General features: G+C 64.5%; 12 protein-coding genes and 1 pseudogene. 8 read left to right on the top strand and 5 right to left on the bottom strand.

The genetic code is table 11. The features are described 5' to 3' along the window. Window positions 1–78 precede the first annotated feature (78 nt). On the top strand, window positions 79–1,989 hold the full coding sequence (locus GEV06_00380) for a sugar phosphorylase (GenBank protein ID MPZ16360.1): 1,911 nt from the start codon (window positions 79–81) through the stop codon (window positions 1,987–1,989). Here GEV06_00380 and GEV06_00385 read toward each other — a convergent pair. Next, the gene (locus GEV06_00385; protein ID MPZ16361.1) at window positions 1,977–4,151 is read right to left on the bottom strand and encodes a molybdopterin-dependent oxidoreductase; all 2,175 of its coding nucleotides are present in this window, start codon (window positions 4,149–4,151) and stop codon (window positions 1,977–1,979) included. The genes GEV06_00380 and GEV06_00385 overlap by 13 nt on opposite strands. A gap of 61 nt (window positions 4,152–4,212) precedes the next feature. Here GEV06_00385 and GEV06_00390 point away from each other — a divergent pair, with 61 nt between their 5' ends. Both GEV06_00390 and GEV06_00395 read left to right on the top strand, forming a co-directional pair. Continuing rightward, window positions 4,213–5,574 (top strand): NAD(P)/FAD-dependent oxidoreductase, encoded by a 1,362-nt coding sequence (locus tag GEV06_00390; GenBank protein ID MPZ16362.1) that lies wholly within the window; start codon window positions 4,213–4,215, stop codon window positions 5,572–5,574. Continuing rightward, entirely contained in the window at window positions 5,508–6,692 is a 1,185-nt protein-coding gene (locus GEV06_00395) for a DUF3810 family protein (protein MPZ16363.1), read from the top strand. The genes GEV06_00390 and GEV06_00395 overlap by 67 nt, the downstream gene beginning before the upstream one ends. A 94-nt stretch (window positions 6,693–6,786) precedes the next feature. Here GEV06_00395 and GEV06_00400 read toward each other — a convergent pair whose 3' ends face one another. Continuing rightward, window positions 6,787–6,981 carry a hypothetical protein gene (locus GEV06_00400; protein ID MPZ16364.1) on the bottom strand — a complete coding sequence of 65 codons (195 nt, stop codon included), beginning with the start codon at window positions 6,979–6,981 and terminating at the stop codon, window positions 6,787–6,789. A 236-nt stretch (window positions 6,982–7,217) separates the two neighbouring features. Between GEV06_00400 and GEV06_00405 the strand changes: the two genes are divergently transcribed. The 3 genes from GEV06_00405 to GEV06_00415 all read left to right on the top strand — a co-directional run bounded on the left by GEV06_00405 (window position 7,218) and on the right by GEV06_00415 (window position 11,522). After that, window positions 7,218–9,005 (top strand): hypothetical protein, encoded by a 1,788-nt coding sequence (locus GEV06_00405; GenBank protein ID MPZ16365.1) that lies wholly within the window; start codon window positions 7,218–7,220, stop codon window positions 9,003–9,005. 305 nt (window positions 9,006–9,310) lie between these two features. Next, the gene (locus GEV06_00410) at window positions 9,311–11,086 is read left to right on the top strand and encodes a hypothetical protein (GenBank protein ID MPZ16366.1); all 1,776 of its coding nucleotides are present in this window, start codon (window positions 9,311–9,313) and stop codon (window positions 11,084–11,086) included. Between the two features lie 70 nt (window positions 11,087–11,156). After that, the gene (locus GEV06_00415; protein ID MPZ16367.1) at window positions 11,157–11,522 is read left to right on the top strand and encodes a hypothetical protein; all 366 of its coding nucleotides are present in this window, start codon (window positions 11,157–11,159) and stop codon (window positions 11,520–11,522) included. Window positions 11,523–11,721: 199 nt separating this feature from the next. Here GEV06_00415 and ispG read toward each other — a convergent pair whose 3' ends face one another. Next, the gene (gene ispG, locus GEV06_00420) at window positions 11,722–12,972 is read right to left on the bottom strand and encodes a flavodoxin-dependent (E)-4-hydroxy-3-methylbut-2-enyl-diphosphate synthase (protein ID MPZ16368.1); all 1,251 of its coding nucleotides are present in this window, start codon (window positions 12,970–12,972) and stop codon (window positions 11,722–11,724) included. A 306-nt stretch (window positions 12,973–13,278) separates the two neighbouring features. Between ispG and GEV06_00425 the strand changes: the two are divergent. Beyond that, window positions 13,279–14,659, top strand: a pseudogene (locus GEV06_00425) (gfo/Idh/MocA family oxidoreductase). Window positions 14,660–14,701: 42 nt separating this feature from the next. Here the strand turns inward: GEV06_00425 and GEV06_00430 are convergent. Further along, entirely contained in the window at window positions 14,702–15,307 is a 606-nt protein-coding gene (locus GEV06_00430) for a hypothetical protein (protein MPZ16369.1), read from the bottom strand. A 702-nt stretch (window positions 15,308–16,009) separates the two neighbouring features. Between GEV06_00430 and GEV06_00435 the strand changes: the two genes are divergently transcribed. Continuing rightward, window positions 16,010–17,086, top strand: coding sequence for a cation diffusion facilitator family transporter (locus GEV06_00435; GenBank protein MPZ16370.1), 1,077 nt, complete (start codon window positions 16,010–16,012; stop codon window positions 17,084–17,086). Window positions 17,087–17,308: 222 nt separating this feature from the next. On the opposite strand, the gene GEV06_00440 is transcribed toward GEV06_00435, so the two are convergent. Continuing rightward, window positions 17,309–18,022 (bottom strand): PEGA domain-containing protein, encoded by a 714-nt coding sequence (locus GEV06_00440; GenBank protein MPZ16371.1) that lies wholly within the window; start codon window positions 18,020–18,022, stop codon window positions 17,309–17,311. Between the last annotated feature and the right edge of the window lie 8 nt (window positions 18,023–18,030).

Below are 18,030 nucleotides of genomic sequence, written 5' to 3' on the forward strand. Positions count from 1 at the left end.
CGAGTCGGCGAACGCGCCCTACCATCCGACCCTGACCCCTGCCCCTGAGCCCTGATTCTTGTGTTACCCTAAATGTTGATGGCTGTCGCGGTCTCTGATGCCGTGGAGGCCGATCAACGGCCTCCACTCCATCTGCTGCCTTATCTTTCAGGACCTGACTACGCCCGCCCGCTGCTGCAGCTCACGGTCGAGCAACGTGCTCGTCTTGTCGATGTCCTGACGTTTCTCTACGGTCGCCAACGCGCCGAGGAATGCTTCGTCGAGCTGGACCGCTTGATGAAGGTCCATTACGCGCACAAGACGCCCGAGATGATCGAGGCGGAGCGCGAGTTCGATCCCCGGGAGCGCTTCAACGAGCGCGACATCGTGTTGATCACCTACGGGGATCTGCTGACGAGCCCAGGCCGCCCGCCGCTCCAAGTCCTCTCCGACTTCCTCCTGCGGTTCATGCGCGGCACCATCAACATGGTGCACATCTTGCCGTTCTTTCCTTACTCGTCGGACCGTGGCTTTTCCATCATCGACTACGAGGAGGTGGATCCGAGGCTCGGCAAGTGGGACGATATCAACCGCCTCTCGCGCAATTTCCGCCTCATGTTCGACGGTGTGTTCAACCATGCATCGAGCAAGAGCCGCTGGTTCCAGCGATATCTCAACGGACGTCCCGGGTACGAAGAGTTCTTCGTCGCATTCACCACGAAGGACGCCATCAGCGACGACCATCTCGGCCTGATCCTCAGACCGCGGACCTCCAGCCTGCTCACACCGTACCGCACCATCAACGGTCAGCGCTTCGTCTGGACGACGTTCAGCCCCGACCAGGTCGATCTGAACTTCAAGAATCCGCGCGTGCTGCAGCGCGTCGTCGAGGTGCTACTGCACTACGTGATGCGGGGCGCCGACGCCATTCGGCTCGACGCGGTGACCTACATCTGGCGCGAGCTCGGCACGAGCTGTGCCCATTTGCAGCAAGGGCATGCGCTCGTGCAACTGTTTCGGGCAATCCTCGATATCGTCGCACCGCACGTCGCGCTCATCAGCGAGACCAACGTGCCGCATGCGGATAATGTGACGTACTTCGGAGATGGCGCCAACGAAGCGCAGATGGTGTACAACTTCGCGCTACCACCGCTGCTCTTGCACACCCTGCACGCGGGTAATACCAAGACGCTGAACGCATGGGCGAAGACGCTGGCACCGCCCTCCGATACCACGGCATTCTTCAACTTCCTCTCGTCGCACGATGGCATCGGCTTGCTCGGTGCGCAAGGCTTGCTGACTGCCGACCAGATCAACGCGCTCGTGGAAAAGACGACGGAGCATGGGGGACTTGTCTCTTACAAGGACGATGGCGACGGCACCAAGAGCGCCTATGAGCTGAACATCAGCTACTACAGCGCCCTGAATCGTGACGATGTGGACGAATCGGTGGACTTGCAAGTCGATCGCTACATCTGTGCGCGCGCCATTGCACTCGCCATTCGAGGCGTTGCTGGTGTGTACTTGCCGGCGCTCTTCGGAGCGAAGAACGATGCGGAGGCCATTCTTGCCGGACGGGAGGCCCGCAGCATCAACAGGAAGACGATAGACGAGGCCAGCCTCTACGCGATGCTGCTCGACCGCAAGAGCTCCGCCCACAAAACGGCGACCAGGTTTCGCCGTCTCATCAAGCGCCGAATCGCGCACGCGGCGTTCCATCCCAACTCGCCGCAGGAGGTCCTCGACGTCGACGAGCGTGCGTTCCTGTTAGTGCGCGGTGGGCGCGGGGGTCGCCCTCGGCTCGTGGCCGTCCACAATGTCACAGCGCAACCGTTCACCCTCCACCTGCCGCTGGCGCTCGTCGGTGGCGGACCATCCGTGTGGGTGGACATCATCAAGCGCCGCGAGGTCACCGCGGCCGGGGGAGCGCTCGTGATGCCGCTGGGACCCTACGGGGTATTGTGGCTCGAGCCCGAGCATGCCTCCGACATACCGACCTACGACACCTGACGCGTACCCTGCGAGGCCACCCAGACTGCGAGCCGTTCGTCTCCAAGCGCCACGCTCGCCAGCTTCGCGATCTCGACGCGTGCGTCGTTGAAGCAGGCGCCGCCGCCGAGATCCGACAACTGGTCGGGCACCAGCGCGTTGGCCGTGGAGTGATTCAGGACGTGGTGCCGCCAGAGCCCTTTCGGCAGGCTGACTGTACCCGGCGTGATCTCGTCGGTGACCTTGGCGAGGCAGTGCACCTCTCCAAGCCCGTTGAACACGCGAATCGGGTCGTCGGTCGCGATGCCGCGAGGATCCGCATCCGCGGGATGAATCAGCAGACGCGAGACGTCTTGCTGCAGCTCACCCAAAGTCGAGCTGATCGTTTTTTCGGTGGCTGGCGAGATGAGTGCGAGGGGGAACTCGCGCGTGCCGGGATCCGGCTGATAGGCATACAGGCCGTCGGGTGCGGCACTTCGGAGATCTCGGGGAAAGAGGTTCACCTTGCCGTCCGCGGTTGCCGGAAAGAGGTCGACGAACTGTACCGGGTTCAGGCCGCAAGGCGGGCTCACGACCTCGTCGGCAAGCAACGCGTCTCTGACGCCCTCCGGCAGGCCCGCGGCCACGCGGAGCAACGTCTCCGCCTCCGACTCTTCGGCGTGAAAGCCGAGACACTCGGCTAGCTGACCGAACACTTCCGGGTTCGTCCGCGCCTCGCCCGCCGCCTCGACGATGGGGCGCACCAACTGAAGACTGTAGGAGCCGTACCCGGGCACGATGTCGTAGTGCTCGAGAAACGTCGTCGCCGGCAGCAGCATGTCGGCATAGTCCGCGGTATCCGTGCGCACTTGGTCGAAGACAATCGTGAAGAGGTCCTCGCGCAGCAGTCCCTCGAGCACGCGGTTCTGGTCTGGCATCGTCGCCAGCGGATTGCAGTTGTAGACGAACAGCAGCTTGATGGGCGGGTCCCGATACTCGGTCAACGCACGACCGAGCTTGTTCATGTTGACGATGCGCGTGTCGGTCTCCGGTTGGTGCGCCCAGCGCTGGCGGTCCACCGCCCAGGCTGAAGAGTTCGACATCGTGAACCCGCCGCCGCGCACGCCGAACTTCCCGGCCACCGCAGGCAGGGTCAGTACAGCGAGCACGGCGTGCCCGCCATTGCGATTTCGCTCCAGCCCCCAACCACAACGGATCACGGCAGGAGACATCGTGGCGTACAGCTCCGCGAATGCAGCCACCTGGTCGGCTGCGACACTACACTCGCGTGCCGCCTGCTCGAAGGTCCATGCACGAGCAGCGGCACGAAGCGAGTCGGCGCCGATCGCATTCGCCTGGAGGAAGGCGTCGTCTGCGCGGCCGGTCTCGAACAGATAGCGGATGAGCGCGAGCGCGAGCGGGAGATCCGTGCCTGGCCGAACGGCGAGGTGCAGATCAGCGTGCCGCGCGAGCTGCGTGCGGCGCGGATCCACGACGACGAGCTTCGCGCCGCGGCGCTGCGCCTCGCGAATGAACGGCACGAGGTGAATGCTCGAGATGGAGGGGTTCGCGCCCCAGACCACGATGAGCCGTGCGTGCATGTAGTCGTCGTACGCGACACCAGGCATCTTGCCGTACATCGCTTCGTGAGCGGCGCCGGTAGGCGCAGCACAGACCGTCCGCGCGAGTCGCGATGCGCCGAGGCGGCCGAACAGGTCGCCGTCGATCGTGTCTTGCGTGAGGAGGCCGTTCGAGCCGCCGTAGGAGAAGGGGAGAATGGCTTCGCCGCCCCACTCGCGACGGACCTCCTCGATCCGCGCCGCGATTGTCGAGAGGGCCTCACGCCAATCCAAGCGCTCGAATCCTCCTCGGCCCTTCGGGCCCTTTCGCCGCGCCGGATGGGTCAGACGTCGAGCGTGAGAGACGCGTTCTGCAAAGCGACGCACTTTGGCGCAGATGAAGCCGCGCGTCACCCTGTTGCGCGAGGAGCCGTCGATCTTGGCCAGCCGGCCGCCCTCGACCGAGACGGCCAGGCTGCAAGCATCGGGGCAGTCCAGTGGACACGCGGTGTCGATGGTGCTGCGGCCCCGACGCGTCTCCGTGGATTGGCTGGTCGGGCGGGGCTTTCTTGGCCCGAGCGGAGTCGAAGACAGCCCCGCCGACTGATTGCCGCGCCTCATGCGAGACTCATCGCCCGGTTCCATCGAGCCAGTCTATCAGTATCCATCTGGCGTGCCATAATCGCTCGAGGCAGGAGCTTTCATCATGCCCGAGCAGAACGGCTCCGACCAGTCGCGTGTAGATGTTCTCGAATCACCGGCGAGCGCGGCCCGAGCCGAACGGCCCGGCGCGCGGCGCATTGTCATCTCCTCCCATCCGGGCCGACCGCGTGTCGTGATCATCGGCGGCGGATTCGGTGGCTTGAACGCCGCGCGCTTGATGAGGCGCGCCCCGGTCGACGTCGTGGTCGTCGATCGGTACAACCACCATGTCTTCCAGCCGTTGCTCTACCAGGTCGCCACAGCTGGGCTCTCACCTGGCGAGATCGCCTCACCTATCCGTTGGATTCTCAGGCGTCAACGCAATGTGCAGGTCCTGCTCGCGGAGGCACAGGCGGTCGATCGCGCCCGGCGCGTTGTGTCGCTCGATATCGGCGAGCTGTCCTATGACTACCTGATCGTCGCGAGCGGTGCCGCGCACGCGTACTTCGGTCATGACGAGTGGGCGCAGACCGCGCCAGGTCTCAAGACGCTCGACGATGCGCTCGTGATTCGCCGGCGTTTGCTGATGGCCTTTGAACGGGCGGAAGTCACCACGGATGCCGAGACCCGACGCCGACTGTTGACGTTCGTGATCGTGGGCGGCGGTCCAACCGGTGTCGAAATGGCCGGTGCCATCGCGGAGCTCGCCCGGCACACGCTCGCAAAGGACTTTCGCGCGATCAACCCTCGCGAGACGCGCATCATCCTGCTCGAAGGCGCGCCGAGCGTCCTCACGGCATTTTCGCCTCCGTTGCGAGCGCATGCGGAGAAGTCACTGGCACGGCTCGGTGTCGAGCTTCGCAAGAGCACACTGGTGACTGGTGTCACATGCGGCGCGGTCCAGATCGGAGAGGAGCGCATCGAGGCGGGGACGGTGGTCTGGGCTGCCGGGGTCGCCGCGTCGCCACTGGGACGGACGCTTGGCGCGCCGCTCGACCGGGCCGGTCGTGTCCAGGTCGAGCCGGATCTCTCTGTTCCTGGTAGTCCCGAGGTGTTCGTGATTGGCGACCTGGCGAAGCTCGAGCAAGATGGCAAGCCGCTCCCGGGTGTTGCCCAGGTCGCGATCCAGGGGGGCCGCCATGCCGCACAGAGCATCGTCCGGCTGATCGAGCGACAGCCCACGCAGGAGTTTCGCTACAAGGATCTCGGCAACATGGCCACCATCGGCCGCGCCGCAGCCATTGCCGAGATCGGGGGCAGGCGGTTCTGGGGTTGGCTCGCCTGGTTGGTTTGGCTCTTCGTGCATATCATGCTCCTCACGGGATTCCGAAATCGTGTCATCGTGCTCGTTCAGTGGGCATGGGCGTACTTCACCTACCAGCGAGGAATTCGGCTGATCACCGGACAGGGCGCTCGGTCGGGATAGCCGCGCCACACGTGAGAGGCCAGCTCTTGAAGCTCGCGGTGATCGCCGCGGCGCTGTTGCTGGCAGTGGCGCCGTTGCCCGCGACGCTCGTCGAGCGGATGTACTCGGGCGGCGCGTATCTCCTCTTCCAGCCGGTCGTGACGACGATCACGAATCGAGTGCCGTTCTTACTGCTGGACGCGGGCGTCGCTGGTGCGTTGGCGGCGCTCCTCGTCTTCGTTGGGCGCCAGATCCATCGCTGGAGACGCCGACGCGTGTCGAGCGAAGCTCGCGCAGCGAGCGGCGGTTGGTCGGGCGGAGTGGCGACGGTGTCGAACATCCTGCTCGTTGCCGCGGTCGTTTACCTCGCGTTCGAAGCGTGTTGGGGCCTGAACTACCGTCGCACGCCACTTACGGCCCGCCTCGACTTCGACCGTGGCCGTGTGACCCGGACGGCGGCCATCGACTGGCTCGACAGGGCCGTGGAGAATCTCAATGACGGCTATGCGCCGGCCTACCGCGCACCATGGCCGCAGGCGCGGGATCTGCCGGAACACCTTGGTCCCGCCTTCGCACGGGCTCAGCGATTCTTGGGCGCACGCCGCACGGCCACTCCAGGTCTGCCCAAGCGAACATTGCTGACTCCTTACTTCCGCTGGGCTGGCATCGACGGCGTCACCAATCCATTTGGCCTCGACATCACCATCAATCCTCAGGTCCTGCCAGCCGAGCGCCCCTTCGTGGTCGCGCACGAGTGGGGCCACCTCGCCGGCTTGGCGAACGAAGCAGAGGCGAGCTTTCTGGCGTGGCTGACCTGCATGCAGGGGGATGCGCAAGCGCAATACAGTGCCTGGCTCTCGGTACTGGGACATCTCGTGGGAGCGGTGCCGCGAGATGAGCGGCGCTCGATCGTTGGTGCGCTCGAGGAGGGACCGCGACGCGATCTCGCCGGCATGGCCGCGCGCAGCCGCCAGACCCTTCCAGCCGTTCGTGTCGTGGCGTGGCAAGCCTACGACCGGTTCCTCCGTGCGAACCGTGTGCCGGAAGGGATCGCGAGCTATGATCTGGTCGCGGAGCTGCTGCTGGGCACGCGCTTCGATGAAAAAACGGGGACAGCCCCCGTTTTACGAAAAAGGTAAGAACGTATGAAGTCCTGACGAGAACAGGGGAGAGGGGATCGCCTAACCAGTTTTTTCTTACCTTTTTCGTAAAACGGGGGCTGTCCCCGTTTTTTCATCGTCCGGTCACATCGATGCCGCCGTTGACCGTCTCGAGTGAGAGCGGCGGACCACCGCCGCCAAGGCGACCATCGACCCGCTGGTCTGACGCCTGCGACGAAAAAGCGCCAGTGGCCAGGTCGCAACCTCCGGCCACGACGCCGAGGAGCACGATCAGGACCGGTGGGTCCCATGGTCTCGTCGCTCGCATGGCTTCCTCTCCTGTAACCCTGACTCGCCGCTAGTGCCTGACGGCTAGCTGATGCGTGGTCGCCGGCTCCACTAGATGCATAGCTGGGGTGCAGTACAAAATTGCGCTTCGCTTACAAGGCCGTTAGAACATACACATATTGTCTGTTGGAGTACTACGTCATAACCTATTGCTCTCACAGCGTTAACGAACGAAGTACGCAAGCGGCATGGCGGTTGCCTTCAAGCGAGTCTGCCATGTATATCCCCTACGTTGACCGCCACAGCTTGGTTCGCTCGAGTGGGCTCGCCGTGCTCGGGCTCGTCCTGATCGCCCGAACCGCCGCGGCGGGCTCCATCAGCCTGGCGTGGGATGCCAACACCGAGGACGACCTTGTCGGCTACCGCGTCGTGTACGGCACCTCGCCCGGCAGCTACACGGAGCGGATCGACGTCGGGGATCGCACGACCGTGACTGTCAGCGATCTGACAGAGGGCCGCATCTATTACTTCGCGGTGAAAGCTTACAACAGCGCTGGCCTTGCCAGTGGGCCGTCGAACGAGGTCTGGGCGTGGCTGTCGGGGCTTCCGGACCTGCCACCCCTGCCACCCCTTCCTCCGCTGCCGCCGTTCCCATCGATTCCGCCGCTGCCGACACTGCCCGACCCGACGGCGCCGCCGGCCTCCACACCGACGTCACCTCCCCCCTCATCGTCGACGACCCACCTCGGCTACTTTGCCGAAGGTATCCAAGCCGATCTGTTCGAGACGCGCTTCGCGCTCTTGAATCCAAACGACGAGGCAGCGGCCGTGGCGATGGTGTTCGAAGACGAGGGTGGCGAGCAGCACACGCGCGCAATGACGCTCGGGCCGCACACGCGGGCAACCGTAACGAGCCGTGACATCCCCGAGCTCGCCGGACGAGGCTTCTCCACCCGCGTGGAGGCGAACGCCGAGGTGATCGTGGATCGCACGGTTGCCTGGGGCGCCGGCCGCTACGGCGCACACCTCGAGACGAGCTTGCCGACGCCGTCAACCAGGTGGTACCTGACGGAGGGTATTGCGTGGAACGGCTTGTTCGACCTGTTCTACCTCGTGCAGAACCCGCATGCCTCACCAGCAGAGATAGCCGTCACGTACCTGCTCACTGATGGTCAAGAGCCGGAAGTGCGTCGATACACGGCGCCGCCTCACAGCCGGCTCACGATTTGGGTGAACGGCGAGGGAGACCCGCTGAGTCACGCCGAGCTGTCCGCCGTGATCGAGTCAATCAACGGTGTTCCCGTGATTGCCGAGCGTGCGCTGTATCTGTCGGGCCAGGGGCAAGCGTTTCTCTCGGGCAGTGCGAGCGCCGGCGTAACCGCGGCTGCGACGCGCTGGTTCTTCGGTGAGGGGGCGACAGGGAGCTACTTCGACATGTTCCTGTCGCTGGCAAATCCCAACGACAGCGTTGCTGAGGTTCGCGCCACTTATCTGCTGCCCACTGGTCGAACCGTGCACCGCACCTATGCGCTGCAGCCGCGGTCGCGCAAGACCGTGTATGTCGATCAGGAGGGTGGCGGACTGGAGCAGACCTCGGTTTCGACGATACTCGAATCGACCAACGGCGTATCGTTCCTGGCCGAGCGTTCCATGTGGTGGCCAGGACCGACGGCCGCGAACTGGTATGAATCGCACAGCACCGTTGGCGCCACCGAGACCAGTACGCGCTGGGCCGTGGCGGAGGGCGAAGTCGGCGGCGCGGCGAATACCCAGACGTACCTGCTGGTCGCGAACACGTCGCCAACGAAGGGCAAAGCTCGAGTGACACTGCTCTTCGAAGATGGCAGCCGCATCAGTCGGACCTACGACCTTCCAGCGCAGAGCCGAACGGACATTCCTGTTGCGCGCGACTTTCCCGACAGCGAAGGGCGACGCTTCGGCGCGCTGGTCGAGAGTGTTGGTGCCGAGCCTGCTCAGCTTGTCGTCGAGCACGCCCTTTACTGGAACGCCAACGGAAGATTCCTGGCGGCGGGCGGCGCCGCACTTGGATCGCCGCTACCGTGAGGAGTTGTTGCTGTCCGGCTAGCGCCAGACCTTGACATCGGCGCTAGCTGGGCCGCTATCTATGTCTAGCTGCTCTATCTCACAAGCTCGTCTATCTTACTAGCCCTTCTATCTCTGCCGAATCTTCTCGCGAATCTCTCCCGGGGGCACACCTCTGCCACAGAAGTCGAATCCGCTTACGGAAGTGTGATCCCGCGAGCTCTGACGAGCTTGCCAGTAAGCGATTCAATTATCTTGCTATGTGTTAATAAGCGTCGGTTCAAAAAAATGCAGTCCAGGCACGTGGGTTGCCTTGTTCGCAGCCCATGTCAGCTCCGCTTTCGCAGAAAGGATCGTGGCGCGCCTTCGCGCTCATGCTGCTCTTCATGGCTTCTGCACTCCCGGCCGAAGCCGGCTCCGTGTGGCTCATGTGGGATTCCAACAGCGAGCAGGATCTCAAGGGATATGTGGTTCTCTGGGGTACTGCAAGTGGTTCGTACACTGGATTGATCGATGTCGGCGCACGGACGAGCGCAAGCGTGCCAAACCTCAAGGAGGGGGCCCGCTATTACTTCGCGGTCCGTGCCTACAATGAATCGGGTCTCATCAGCGCGCCGTCCGGAGAAGTCTCGGCCGTGGTGAGCGATGATGCCAACAACAACGGCCTACCGGACAGCTGGGAGAGGCAGTACGGGCTCGACAGCCTCGAGACGACGAGCACGTCGATGCGCAATGCTGATCCCGATCGAGACGGTGTGCCCAACCACCTGGAATATCAGCGAGGCACACACCCGCGTGGAACCGAGGTCCAGTACTTGCCCGAGGGGGTGCAGTCTCGGACCTTCTGGAATACCAGGCTTGCGCTCTTGAATCCAGGAACGCTGCCGGCGAAGGTCGTCGTGGTGTTCGAGCGCGCCGACGGTCAGCTCGTGACGAAGCCATTGGACCTGGCCGCGCGGGAGCGCACGACGGTATCTGCGGCAACGTTCGACCAGCTCGACGGCGTCGACTTTGCGACCCGTGTCGAGTCCGACGTCCCGCTCGTGGTCGATCGTACCGTGAGCTGGGACAGCACGGCGTACGGTGCGCACGCCGAGACAGGTATGGCGGAGCCAGCGCGTCGTTGGTACATCACTGAAGGCGCGACGAGCCCTTTCTGGCTCTTCTATCTCATTCAGAACCCGGACGAGCGCGCCGCGCAGGTGCGAGTAACCTATCTCCTGGAGAGTGGTGAGCCGGAGCGACGCACTTACGATCTTGCTCCCCACAGCCGCAAGACGATCTTCGTCAACAGCGAGAGTCAGCGGCTGGCCGCGACACCGGTATCTGGCGTGATCGAGTCGGTCAACGGTGTCCCGGTCATTGCCGAGCATGCGATGTACTACGATGCGCCCCGGAAGCCCTGGGCGGCCGGCAGCGCCAGCGCGGGCGTCACCGACGCCTCCTCTCGTTGGTACTTTGCCGAAGGGGTCGCCAATGGCTGGTTCGACCTGTTCTATCTGTTGGCCAACCCGGGCAACGAGGCCATCACCGTCCGCGCGACCTATTCACTCCCGGATGGGGGCCGCGTTCAGCGGTCGTACGAGGTGCCGCCGCGTCGGCGACGGACCATCCACGTCAATGCCGATCGCCAGCTTCGCAACACCACCTCCTCGGTGAGGCTCGCGTCGCGCGATGGGCAGCCGTTTCTGGCAGAGCGCAGCCTGTGGTGGCCGCGCGGCAACTGGTACGAGTCGAACTCGAGCAACGGCATCAAGGCGCCAGGCACACGCTGGGCCATAGCCGACGGTGAATCCGGTGGGCCGCGTAGCACGTCCACCTTCGTGCTCGCCGCGAACACTGCGGCGGCGGACACCTCGGTCGAGATCACGCTCATGTTCGAAGGAGGTGGTGAGGTCTCTCGACAGAAAAGGCTGCCGGCGAATAGCCGGACGAGCTGGGATATCGGTGAGGAGTTCCCGGGCGCCATGGGACGTCGGTACGGCATCCTTGTCGAAACCAGTGGCGCTCCCATCGTCGTGGAACGGTCGACGTACTGGAATTCCGGCGGGCTCGCCCTTGGCGCCGGCACGAGCGCTGCCGCGGTGCGGCTCACTCCCTGAACGCCTCCCTCTGTCGCATAATGAAGGCGGACCTGGCAAGGGTCCGCCTTCAGGAGCGGGGAGGTGCATAGTGGTTGCAACGGCGCGCATCGTGGGCGTGCTGCTCGTGTTGCTCGGGGTCTTGGGGTATTCGGCTACGCAGGGGGCGAGCGTCACCGCGCTCATCCCCGCGGCGTTCGGCATCGTTTTGTGGGTGCTCGCGGTCGTCGCGCGCAATGAGCGCTGGCGGCGTCACGCGATGCACGCCGCGGTCCTCGTGGGACTAGTGGGCTTTCTCGCGACCGTCCGGGCAGTTGGGCGTCTGCCGGCCCTCCTGCAGGGCGAGACCATCGCGCGGCCCAGCGCGGTCATCGCGCAGTCGATCATGGCCGTCCTCACGGGCGTCTTCGTGGCGCTGTGCGTGAAGTCGTTTGTCGACACACGTCGGCGGCGGTAGAGACGGTCCTTGGTCCTTGGTCCTTGGTCCCTGGTCCTTGGTTCGGCGAGCCACAGCGCGTTGAACGTCGACGCGCTCGGGCGCCATCGGAACGGACGTGCGACTTACTAGCTAGACGCTGGCGTTGCCGCGATCCGGCCTGGGCGCCACCAACCGTCGCCACGGCAAGGACCAAGGACCAAGAACCAAGGACCAAGGACTAAGGACCAAGGACGGCGCCGCGCGAGCGGCGCGGGTACTTGGAGGCGATGTAATCGTCGATGATCTTCCCGAAGGCCGGTGCGAGCTCGTCGTATGTACCGCGTAGCGTCACAGCGTGCTGGCCGTCGATGAAGACGGGGCAGTTCGGTGCTTCGCCCGTGCCCGGCAAGCTGATACCAATGTTTGCGGCCTTCGACTCCCCGGGGCCATTGACCACGCACCCCATCACGGCGAGCGTCAGATTCTCGACGCCCTCGAATTCCTGCTTCCACGACGGCATCTGCTCACGAATGTGGGACTGAATGCGCTCGGCAAGCTCCTGGAACGTGGTACTCGTGGTTCGGCCGCAGCCTGGGCAGGCGGTCACACTGGGTGCGAACGATCGCAAACCGAGCGCCTGCAGCAGCTCGCATGCGGCATAGACCTCTTCGCGGCGATCACCGCCGGGCCGCGGCGTGAGTGACACTCGAATGGTGTCGCCGATACCATCGTTGAGCAGAACACCAATGGCGGACGCAGACCACACGAGTCCCCTGATGCCCATTCCGGCTTCGGTGAGGCCAAGGTGGAGCGGTTGTCTCGTCTCGCGTGCCAGACGACGGTACACCTCGATCAGATGGACGGGGCGCGACACCTTGCAGGAGATGATGATCTGATCGTCGCGGAGCCCAGCGTCGATGGCCAGCTCGGTCGACCGTAGCGCCGACTCGATCATGCAGTCGTTGATGATTTCGTCTGAAGACTTGCCGAGCCCGCGGTCCGTGTTCTCTTGCATGCGCTGGACCACGAGCTCCTGATTCAGGGAGCCGCCGTTGACGCCAATGCGAACCGGCTTCTCGTTGTCGCGTGCGACCTCGCAGATGGTGGTGAAGTTGTCGTCGCGGCGGCGGCCACTGCCGACGTTCCCTGGGTTGATGCGGTACTTGTCGAGCGTTCTCGCACAGTCGGGATAGCGTCTGAGCAGCAAGTGGCCGTTGAAGTGGAAGTCGCCAATGAGCGGCACGCCACAACCGGCGTCACGCAGTCGACGCGTGATCTCGGGAACCGCAACTGCTGCCTCGGGGTGGTTCACCGTGACGCGTACCAGCTCTGATCCTGCCTCCGCCAGGGCCAGGCACTGCTGTGCCGTGGCCTCGATGTCGGCCGTTTCCGTACTGGTCATGGACTGCACGACGACGGGGGCGCCACCGCCCACCTGCACATCCCCAACTTTGACGCCGATAGTCCGGTGAAGCCTGACTCCCACCATATGATCCCATCAATTTTAGCACTTTGGGAAGGCGGGGAGGGCAGAGACGGGGTGACAAGGTGACAAGGTGACAAGGTGACAAGGTGACAAGGTGACAAGGTGACAAGGTGATGGGCAGTTTCAGCGTGTGTGGCTAAACGTCGAACGCCGCGGCAACGTCAACCACCGTCACCCCCTTCACCCCTTCACCCTGTCACCCCTTCACCCTGTCACCCCCTCATCCCGTCACCCCCCTCACCGTGATACATTCCGCCGTCGGGACAATCGAGGAGCAGCACCATGGGCAGCAAGAGACAACGAAGGAGCATGCGGCCTTCACGGCGCGACATGTTGAAGTCCGTGACGATGGCGGGCGCCGGACTGGCGGTAGCGAGGCCAGTCGGCGTGACCGCGCAGGCCAATGGTGGCCCTGCAGCGCTTCAGGAAGCGCCGGCGCGCCAGGCTGGCCAGACCAGCATGATTGGTGTGCCATTCGAGCGCCGGTCCACCGTACGTCTCGGCCTGATCGGCCTTGGCGCACGTGGTGGTGGCATGCTCGACAATTGGCTCGCGCTCGACGGCGTGGCGATCACCGCCATCTGCGACGTTGTACCGGAGAAAGCGCAGAAGGCAAGCGGTCGAATCGAGAAGAAAGGCTTCACGGCTCCCGCCCTCTACACCAACGGCGAGCGGGACTTCGAGCGTATGTGCACGCGCGACGATCTCGATGCTGTGTACATTGCGACGCCATGGGACTGGCACGTACCGATGGCGGTTGCCGCCATGAAGAACGGCATCCACGCCGCGTCCGAGGTGCCCGCGGCAGAGACGCTCGAGGAGTGTTGGACGCTGGTCGATGCATCGGAACAGAGCCGCCGCCATTGCATCATGCTCGAGAACTGCTGCTATGGCCGCAGCGAGCTGCTGGTGTTGAACATGGTCAAGGCTGGCCTGTTCGGCGATCTGCTCCATGGTGGCGCCGGCTATGTCCACGATCTGCGGGCGTTGCTTTTCAGGGACGAGAGTGAAGGCCTGTGGCGGCGTGCCGAGCACATCGGACGCAATGGCAATCTGTATCCGACGCACGGCCTGGGGCCGGTTGCCAACTACATGGATATCAACCGCGGTGACCGCTTCGAGACCCTGGTGTCCATGAGCTCGCCATCGTTGGGCCTCCAGGCCTATCGGGAGGCGCATGTTCCTAGAGGCAACGCGAAGTGGCAGGAGCAGTACGCCTGTGGCGATCGCAACATCAGTCTGCTGAAGACGGCCAAGGGGCGCCTCGTCCGCCTGGAGCACGACGTCTCGTCGCCGCACCCCTATGACCGTATCAATCTCATTGCAGGCACGAAGGGAATCTTCACGGACTACCCGCCTCGCTTTTACTTCGACGGCCAGGAGCCCGAGGAGTTCAAGCCCATCGAGGAGTACGCGCAGTACGAGCACGATCTCTGGAAGCGCGTGGGGGGAGCTCGCGCGCAAGCTGGGTGGGCACGGCGGCATGGATTTCATCACGTGCTACCGCCTGATCGAGTGTATACAGCAGGGACTGGCGCCGGACATGGACGTCTATGATGCAGCGACCTGGAGCGTGCCGGCCGCGCTCAGCGAGGCGTCGGTCGCGCGAGGAAGCGCGCCGGTCGCCTTCCCGGACTTCACGCGCGGCCAGTGGCAGGAGGCGAGGGAGTTCGTCTCCGCAACAGGGTAGCAGGGATCCCTTGATCCCTTGATCCCTTGATCCCTTGATCCCTTATCCCTGCTCTTCCCCCTCTTCCCCCTCTTCGTCCTCCGGCCGGTTGGTGGCGGGCCCCTCTTCGTCCTCCGGCCGGCTGGTGGCGGGATCGTCGAAGTCCTCCAGACGCTCGTCCACCGAGACATCCTCGTCGTCGTCGTACAGACGACCGGCGGTGCGCACCTTGATGGGACCACGTGGACCCTTGTCATTGCCCCACTGCGTTCTCGACCGGCCACCACCGGCGCCGCCGCCGGCTCGCTCACGACGCGGCGGACCGGAGCGCTCGCGCGGCGGTGGCGGTCCGCTGGGGCGTGGTAGACCACCGGCGAAGCCAGGGCCGGCCGGCCCTGGCCGTGGACCGCTCGGCCGGTCCTCACGGGCGCGCGCCTCGCTCACGGCGATGGGCCGCCCGCTGAGGTTCTGGCCGTTGAATCGGCGGATGATTTCCTCTGCTGTCTCGCGATCGGCGAAGTCCACGAAGGCAAAGCCTCGTGGACGGCCGGTGTCGCGATCGACAGGCAGCAGCACGTGCGTGGGCTCGTTCACCGCAGCAAAGAGCTCGCGAAGATCGGCCTCTGACGTGCTGTAGGGCAAGTTTCCAATGAAGAGACGAACTGTCACAGGTTCCTCGACGGTTGGGCGATCTTCAATCCGGCGCGTGAGCCTCCGTCGGTAGCTTCACTCCCGGAAGGAAACGGCACATCGAACATGGCAGGATCGTAACTTGGGCAGGTAGGACATGTGCGAGGACAAAGTGCGACGACGAACCCCACCCCCGACGAGAGGTTCGGGGCGGCTGTGGCCCGTCGCTTGTTCGGCGGCACGGCCGGAACGCGGAGACTGCCAATTGAACGTGTCCAGCATGACACAGCACGGTGCACCGTGCCAACGCGGCTATCAGGGTGGCACAGTTTCCCGTATGCTGCAACCAGAACCCTTGAGAAGCCAAACTTGACCGTATCGGGAGAGAATATATCAGAGGTGCTCCAAGGACCAAAATCGGTGCTTCGAGACCAGGAGACATCACGATGCCAAGAGTGCCATTCGAGAATTTGCCGGAGGATGCGCGGGCCTGGGTGTTCGCCGCGGACCGGCTGATGGACGAGCCGGAGCAGGCGCGTCTTCTTGCAGAGGTAGACGGATTTCTGGCCGACTGGACCGCGCACGGCGTGCCACTCAGTGCGGCGCGCGAGGTCCGGTACGACCGCTTCCTGCTGATCGCGGTGGACGAGCATGCTGCCGGAGCGTCCGGCTGCTCGATCGATGCGCTCGTCCGCCGGATCAAGCACGTGGGCGACATGCTCGGCGTGACGCTGCTCGATCATGCCCCCGTCTATTATCGTGCCGGGAGCTCGGTCGTTCGCGTGTCGCGGGAGGAGTTCGCTGACCGCGCCACGCGTGGTGACGTCACCCCCAACACGCTCGTCTTCAACAACGCGGTCACATCCGTCGGCGAGATCCGCACTGGGCGGTGGGAGACACCTGCGTCAGGGTCCTGGCACGGGCAGGTGTTCTTCTAGGGTCGTGTTGCCTGTCGACGCTCTTCGGGGCGCGCGCCGCGTCGCGATTTATAGCGTCGTGGCAAATGCGGTTCTGGCGGCGGCAAACCTCGCGGCCGGCGCAAGCGCCGGCTCCACCGCCGCACGGGCGGCTGGCGTCGAGTTCGTAGCCGATGTCATCGCTGCGCTCTTCCTCTATTTCGGCCTCTGGTATGCCTCTCGTCCCGCTGACTCCGAGCACCCGTATGGGCACGGCCGCGCTGAAACGGTCACCGGCCTCATCCTTGGCGTGATCCTCGCGCTGACTGGCGTGGCGATCGCCGCGACCTCCTTATGGGGGCTGGCCTCCGTGCGGACACCGCCCGGCGTAGCCGCCCTTTGGACGCTGAGTGCGGCCCTCATCGTGAAGGGTGTGCTCATGACGGTGAAGATCCGGCTAGGCCGGAGCCTTGGGAGCAGAGCGTTGGAGGCAGATGGGTGGAACGACAGCGTGGATGTGCTCTCCGCGCTCGCCGCAACCGTTGCCCTGGCGCTCACACGCCTCGATCCAGACGAATTTCTCATGGCTGACCAATTCGGCGGGTTCGTCGTCGGGCTCTTCGTCGTGTCGGCCGGCGTGGGTACCGTTGCGCAAGCGTCGCGCGAGCTGATCGACACGATGCCACCGCCACCGCTGATGGCCGAGATCCGGCGCGTTGCGCTCACCCTGCCGGGCGTACGGGGCGTCGAGAAGTGCTTCGGCCGCAAGACGGGGCTGCACTATCACGTCGACCTGCATCTGGAGGTGGACGCAACGATGAGCGTTCGCCAGGCGCACGACATTGCCACGGATGTCCGCTTTGCCATCGTGCGTGAAGTGCCACAGGTCACGGACGTGCTCGTCCACGTCGAGCCGGCATGACGCGGGTGACAGGGTGACAGGGTGACAAGGTGACAGGGTGACAAGGTGACAGGGTGACAGGGTGACAAGGTGACAAGGTGACAAGGTGACAGGGTGACAGGGTGATTTCGAGCGTCCTGGGTGAAATCTGGTGACGCTTTTGGGCGTCCGACGCACTCTCCCGAGTGCGCGAACCACCCGTTTCACCTTCTCACCCTGTCACCCTCTCACCCCGTCACCTTGTCATAAACCTTTCGGTGACGAGCGGCGTGGCGGGACTGTCAGGTCGAGCACTGCTGTGCGCCCGGCGCGCACTGTGGCTCGCTGAATGCGACTTCCGAACCAGCCGCCGACTTCGATATCGTGAATGCCGGGAGCTACATCAGGAATCGTGAGCGGCGTGACGCCGCGGCGCCGACCCTGAAACACCACCGTCGCACCGGGTGGCGTCGTGCGCACCTCAATCGTGCCCCTGGTTGGTACCGCGGGAGGTGCGCTCTCCGCCAGCGGCGGACCAACCTTCGCCGCGGAGTCGCCACCTGACGGCGCCGTACGACGAGCCTCGGTCGACCGATCCGTCGGTGGTGCGGATTGCGAGCGCGGCGCGGCAGGGACGTCGGCCGAGCGAGTGCTCCAAACGATGTACGCTCCCTCGGCCGCCGCCACGACAACCGTGGCTGCGAGCGCGATCTTGATCCATGCAGGCGCGCTCCTCGGCGCGCCGGTCCCCAGACCGCGCCCGTCCGGCGCTGTCTCATTGGCCTGCTGTGCGACGCCTTCGTCGTTACCCGTAGATGGGAGACCTTCGTCTCTGCTGCTAAAATTCTCTGGGCGTGCCTCTGCGCCGGTTTGTGACTGCTGTCGGTTCTTGAGGTAAGCCTCGAGACGCTCGCTCGCCGCTTCGATGGCGCTGGTCGAGACAGCGGGATCCGGAGAGGGGCCTCCGTCTGTTGCCACGCGCCAAG

This window comes from Luteitalea sp., from assembly GCA_009377605.1.
Taxonomy (GTDB): domain Bacteria; phylum Acidobacteriota; class Vicinamibacteria; order Vicinamibacterales; family Vicinamibacteraceae; genus WHTT01.

What these genes read in the sequence shown, in the direction of transcription:
- GEV06_00390 (MPZ16362.1), top strand. Translation starts at nt 4,213, where the DNA reads ATGCCCGAGCAGAACGGCTCCGACCAGTCGCGTGTAGATGTTCTCGAA.
- GEV06_00395 (MPZ16363.1), top strand. Translation starts at nt 5,508, where the DNA reads ATGGGCGTACTTCACCTACCAGCGAGGAATTCGGCTGATCACCGGACA.
- ispG (MPZ16368.1), bottom strand. Translation starts at nt 12,972, where the DNA reads ATGGTGGGAGTCAGGCTTCACCGGACTATCGGCGTCAAAGTTGGGGAT.
- GEV06_00405 (MPZ16365.1), top strand. Translation starts at nt 7,218, where the DNA reads ATGTATATCCCCTACGTTGACCGCCACAGCTTGGTTCGCTCGAGTGGG.
- GEV06_00410 (MPZ16366.1), top strand. Translation starts at nt 9,311, where the DNA reads ATGTCAGCTCCGCTTTCGCAGAAAGGATCGTGGCGCGCCTTCGCGCTC.
- GEV06_00435 (MPZ16370.1), top strand. Translation starts at nt 16,010, where the DNA reads ATGCCCCCGTCTATTATCGTGCCGGGAGCTCGGTCGTTCGCGTGTCGC.
- GEV06_00385 (MPZ16361.1), bottom strand. Translation starts at nt 4,151, where the DNA reads ATGGAACCGGGCGATGAGTCTCGCATGAGGCGCGGCAATCAGTCGGCG.
- GEV06_00400 (MPZ16364.1), bottom strand. Translation starts at nt 6,981, where the DNA reads ATGCGAGCGACGAGACCATGGGACCCACCGGTCCTGATCGTGCTCCTC.
- GEV06_00380 (MPZ16360.1), top strand. Translation starts at nt 79, where the DNA reads ATGGCTGTCGCGGTCTCTGATGCCGTGGAGGCCGATCAACGGCCTCCA.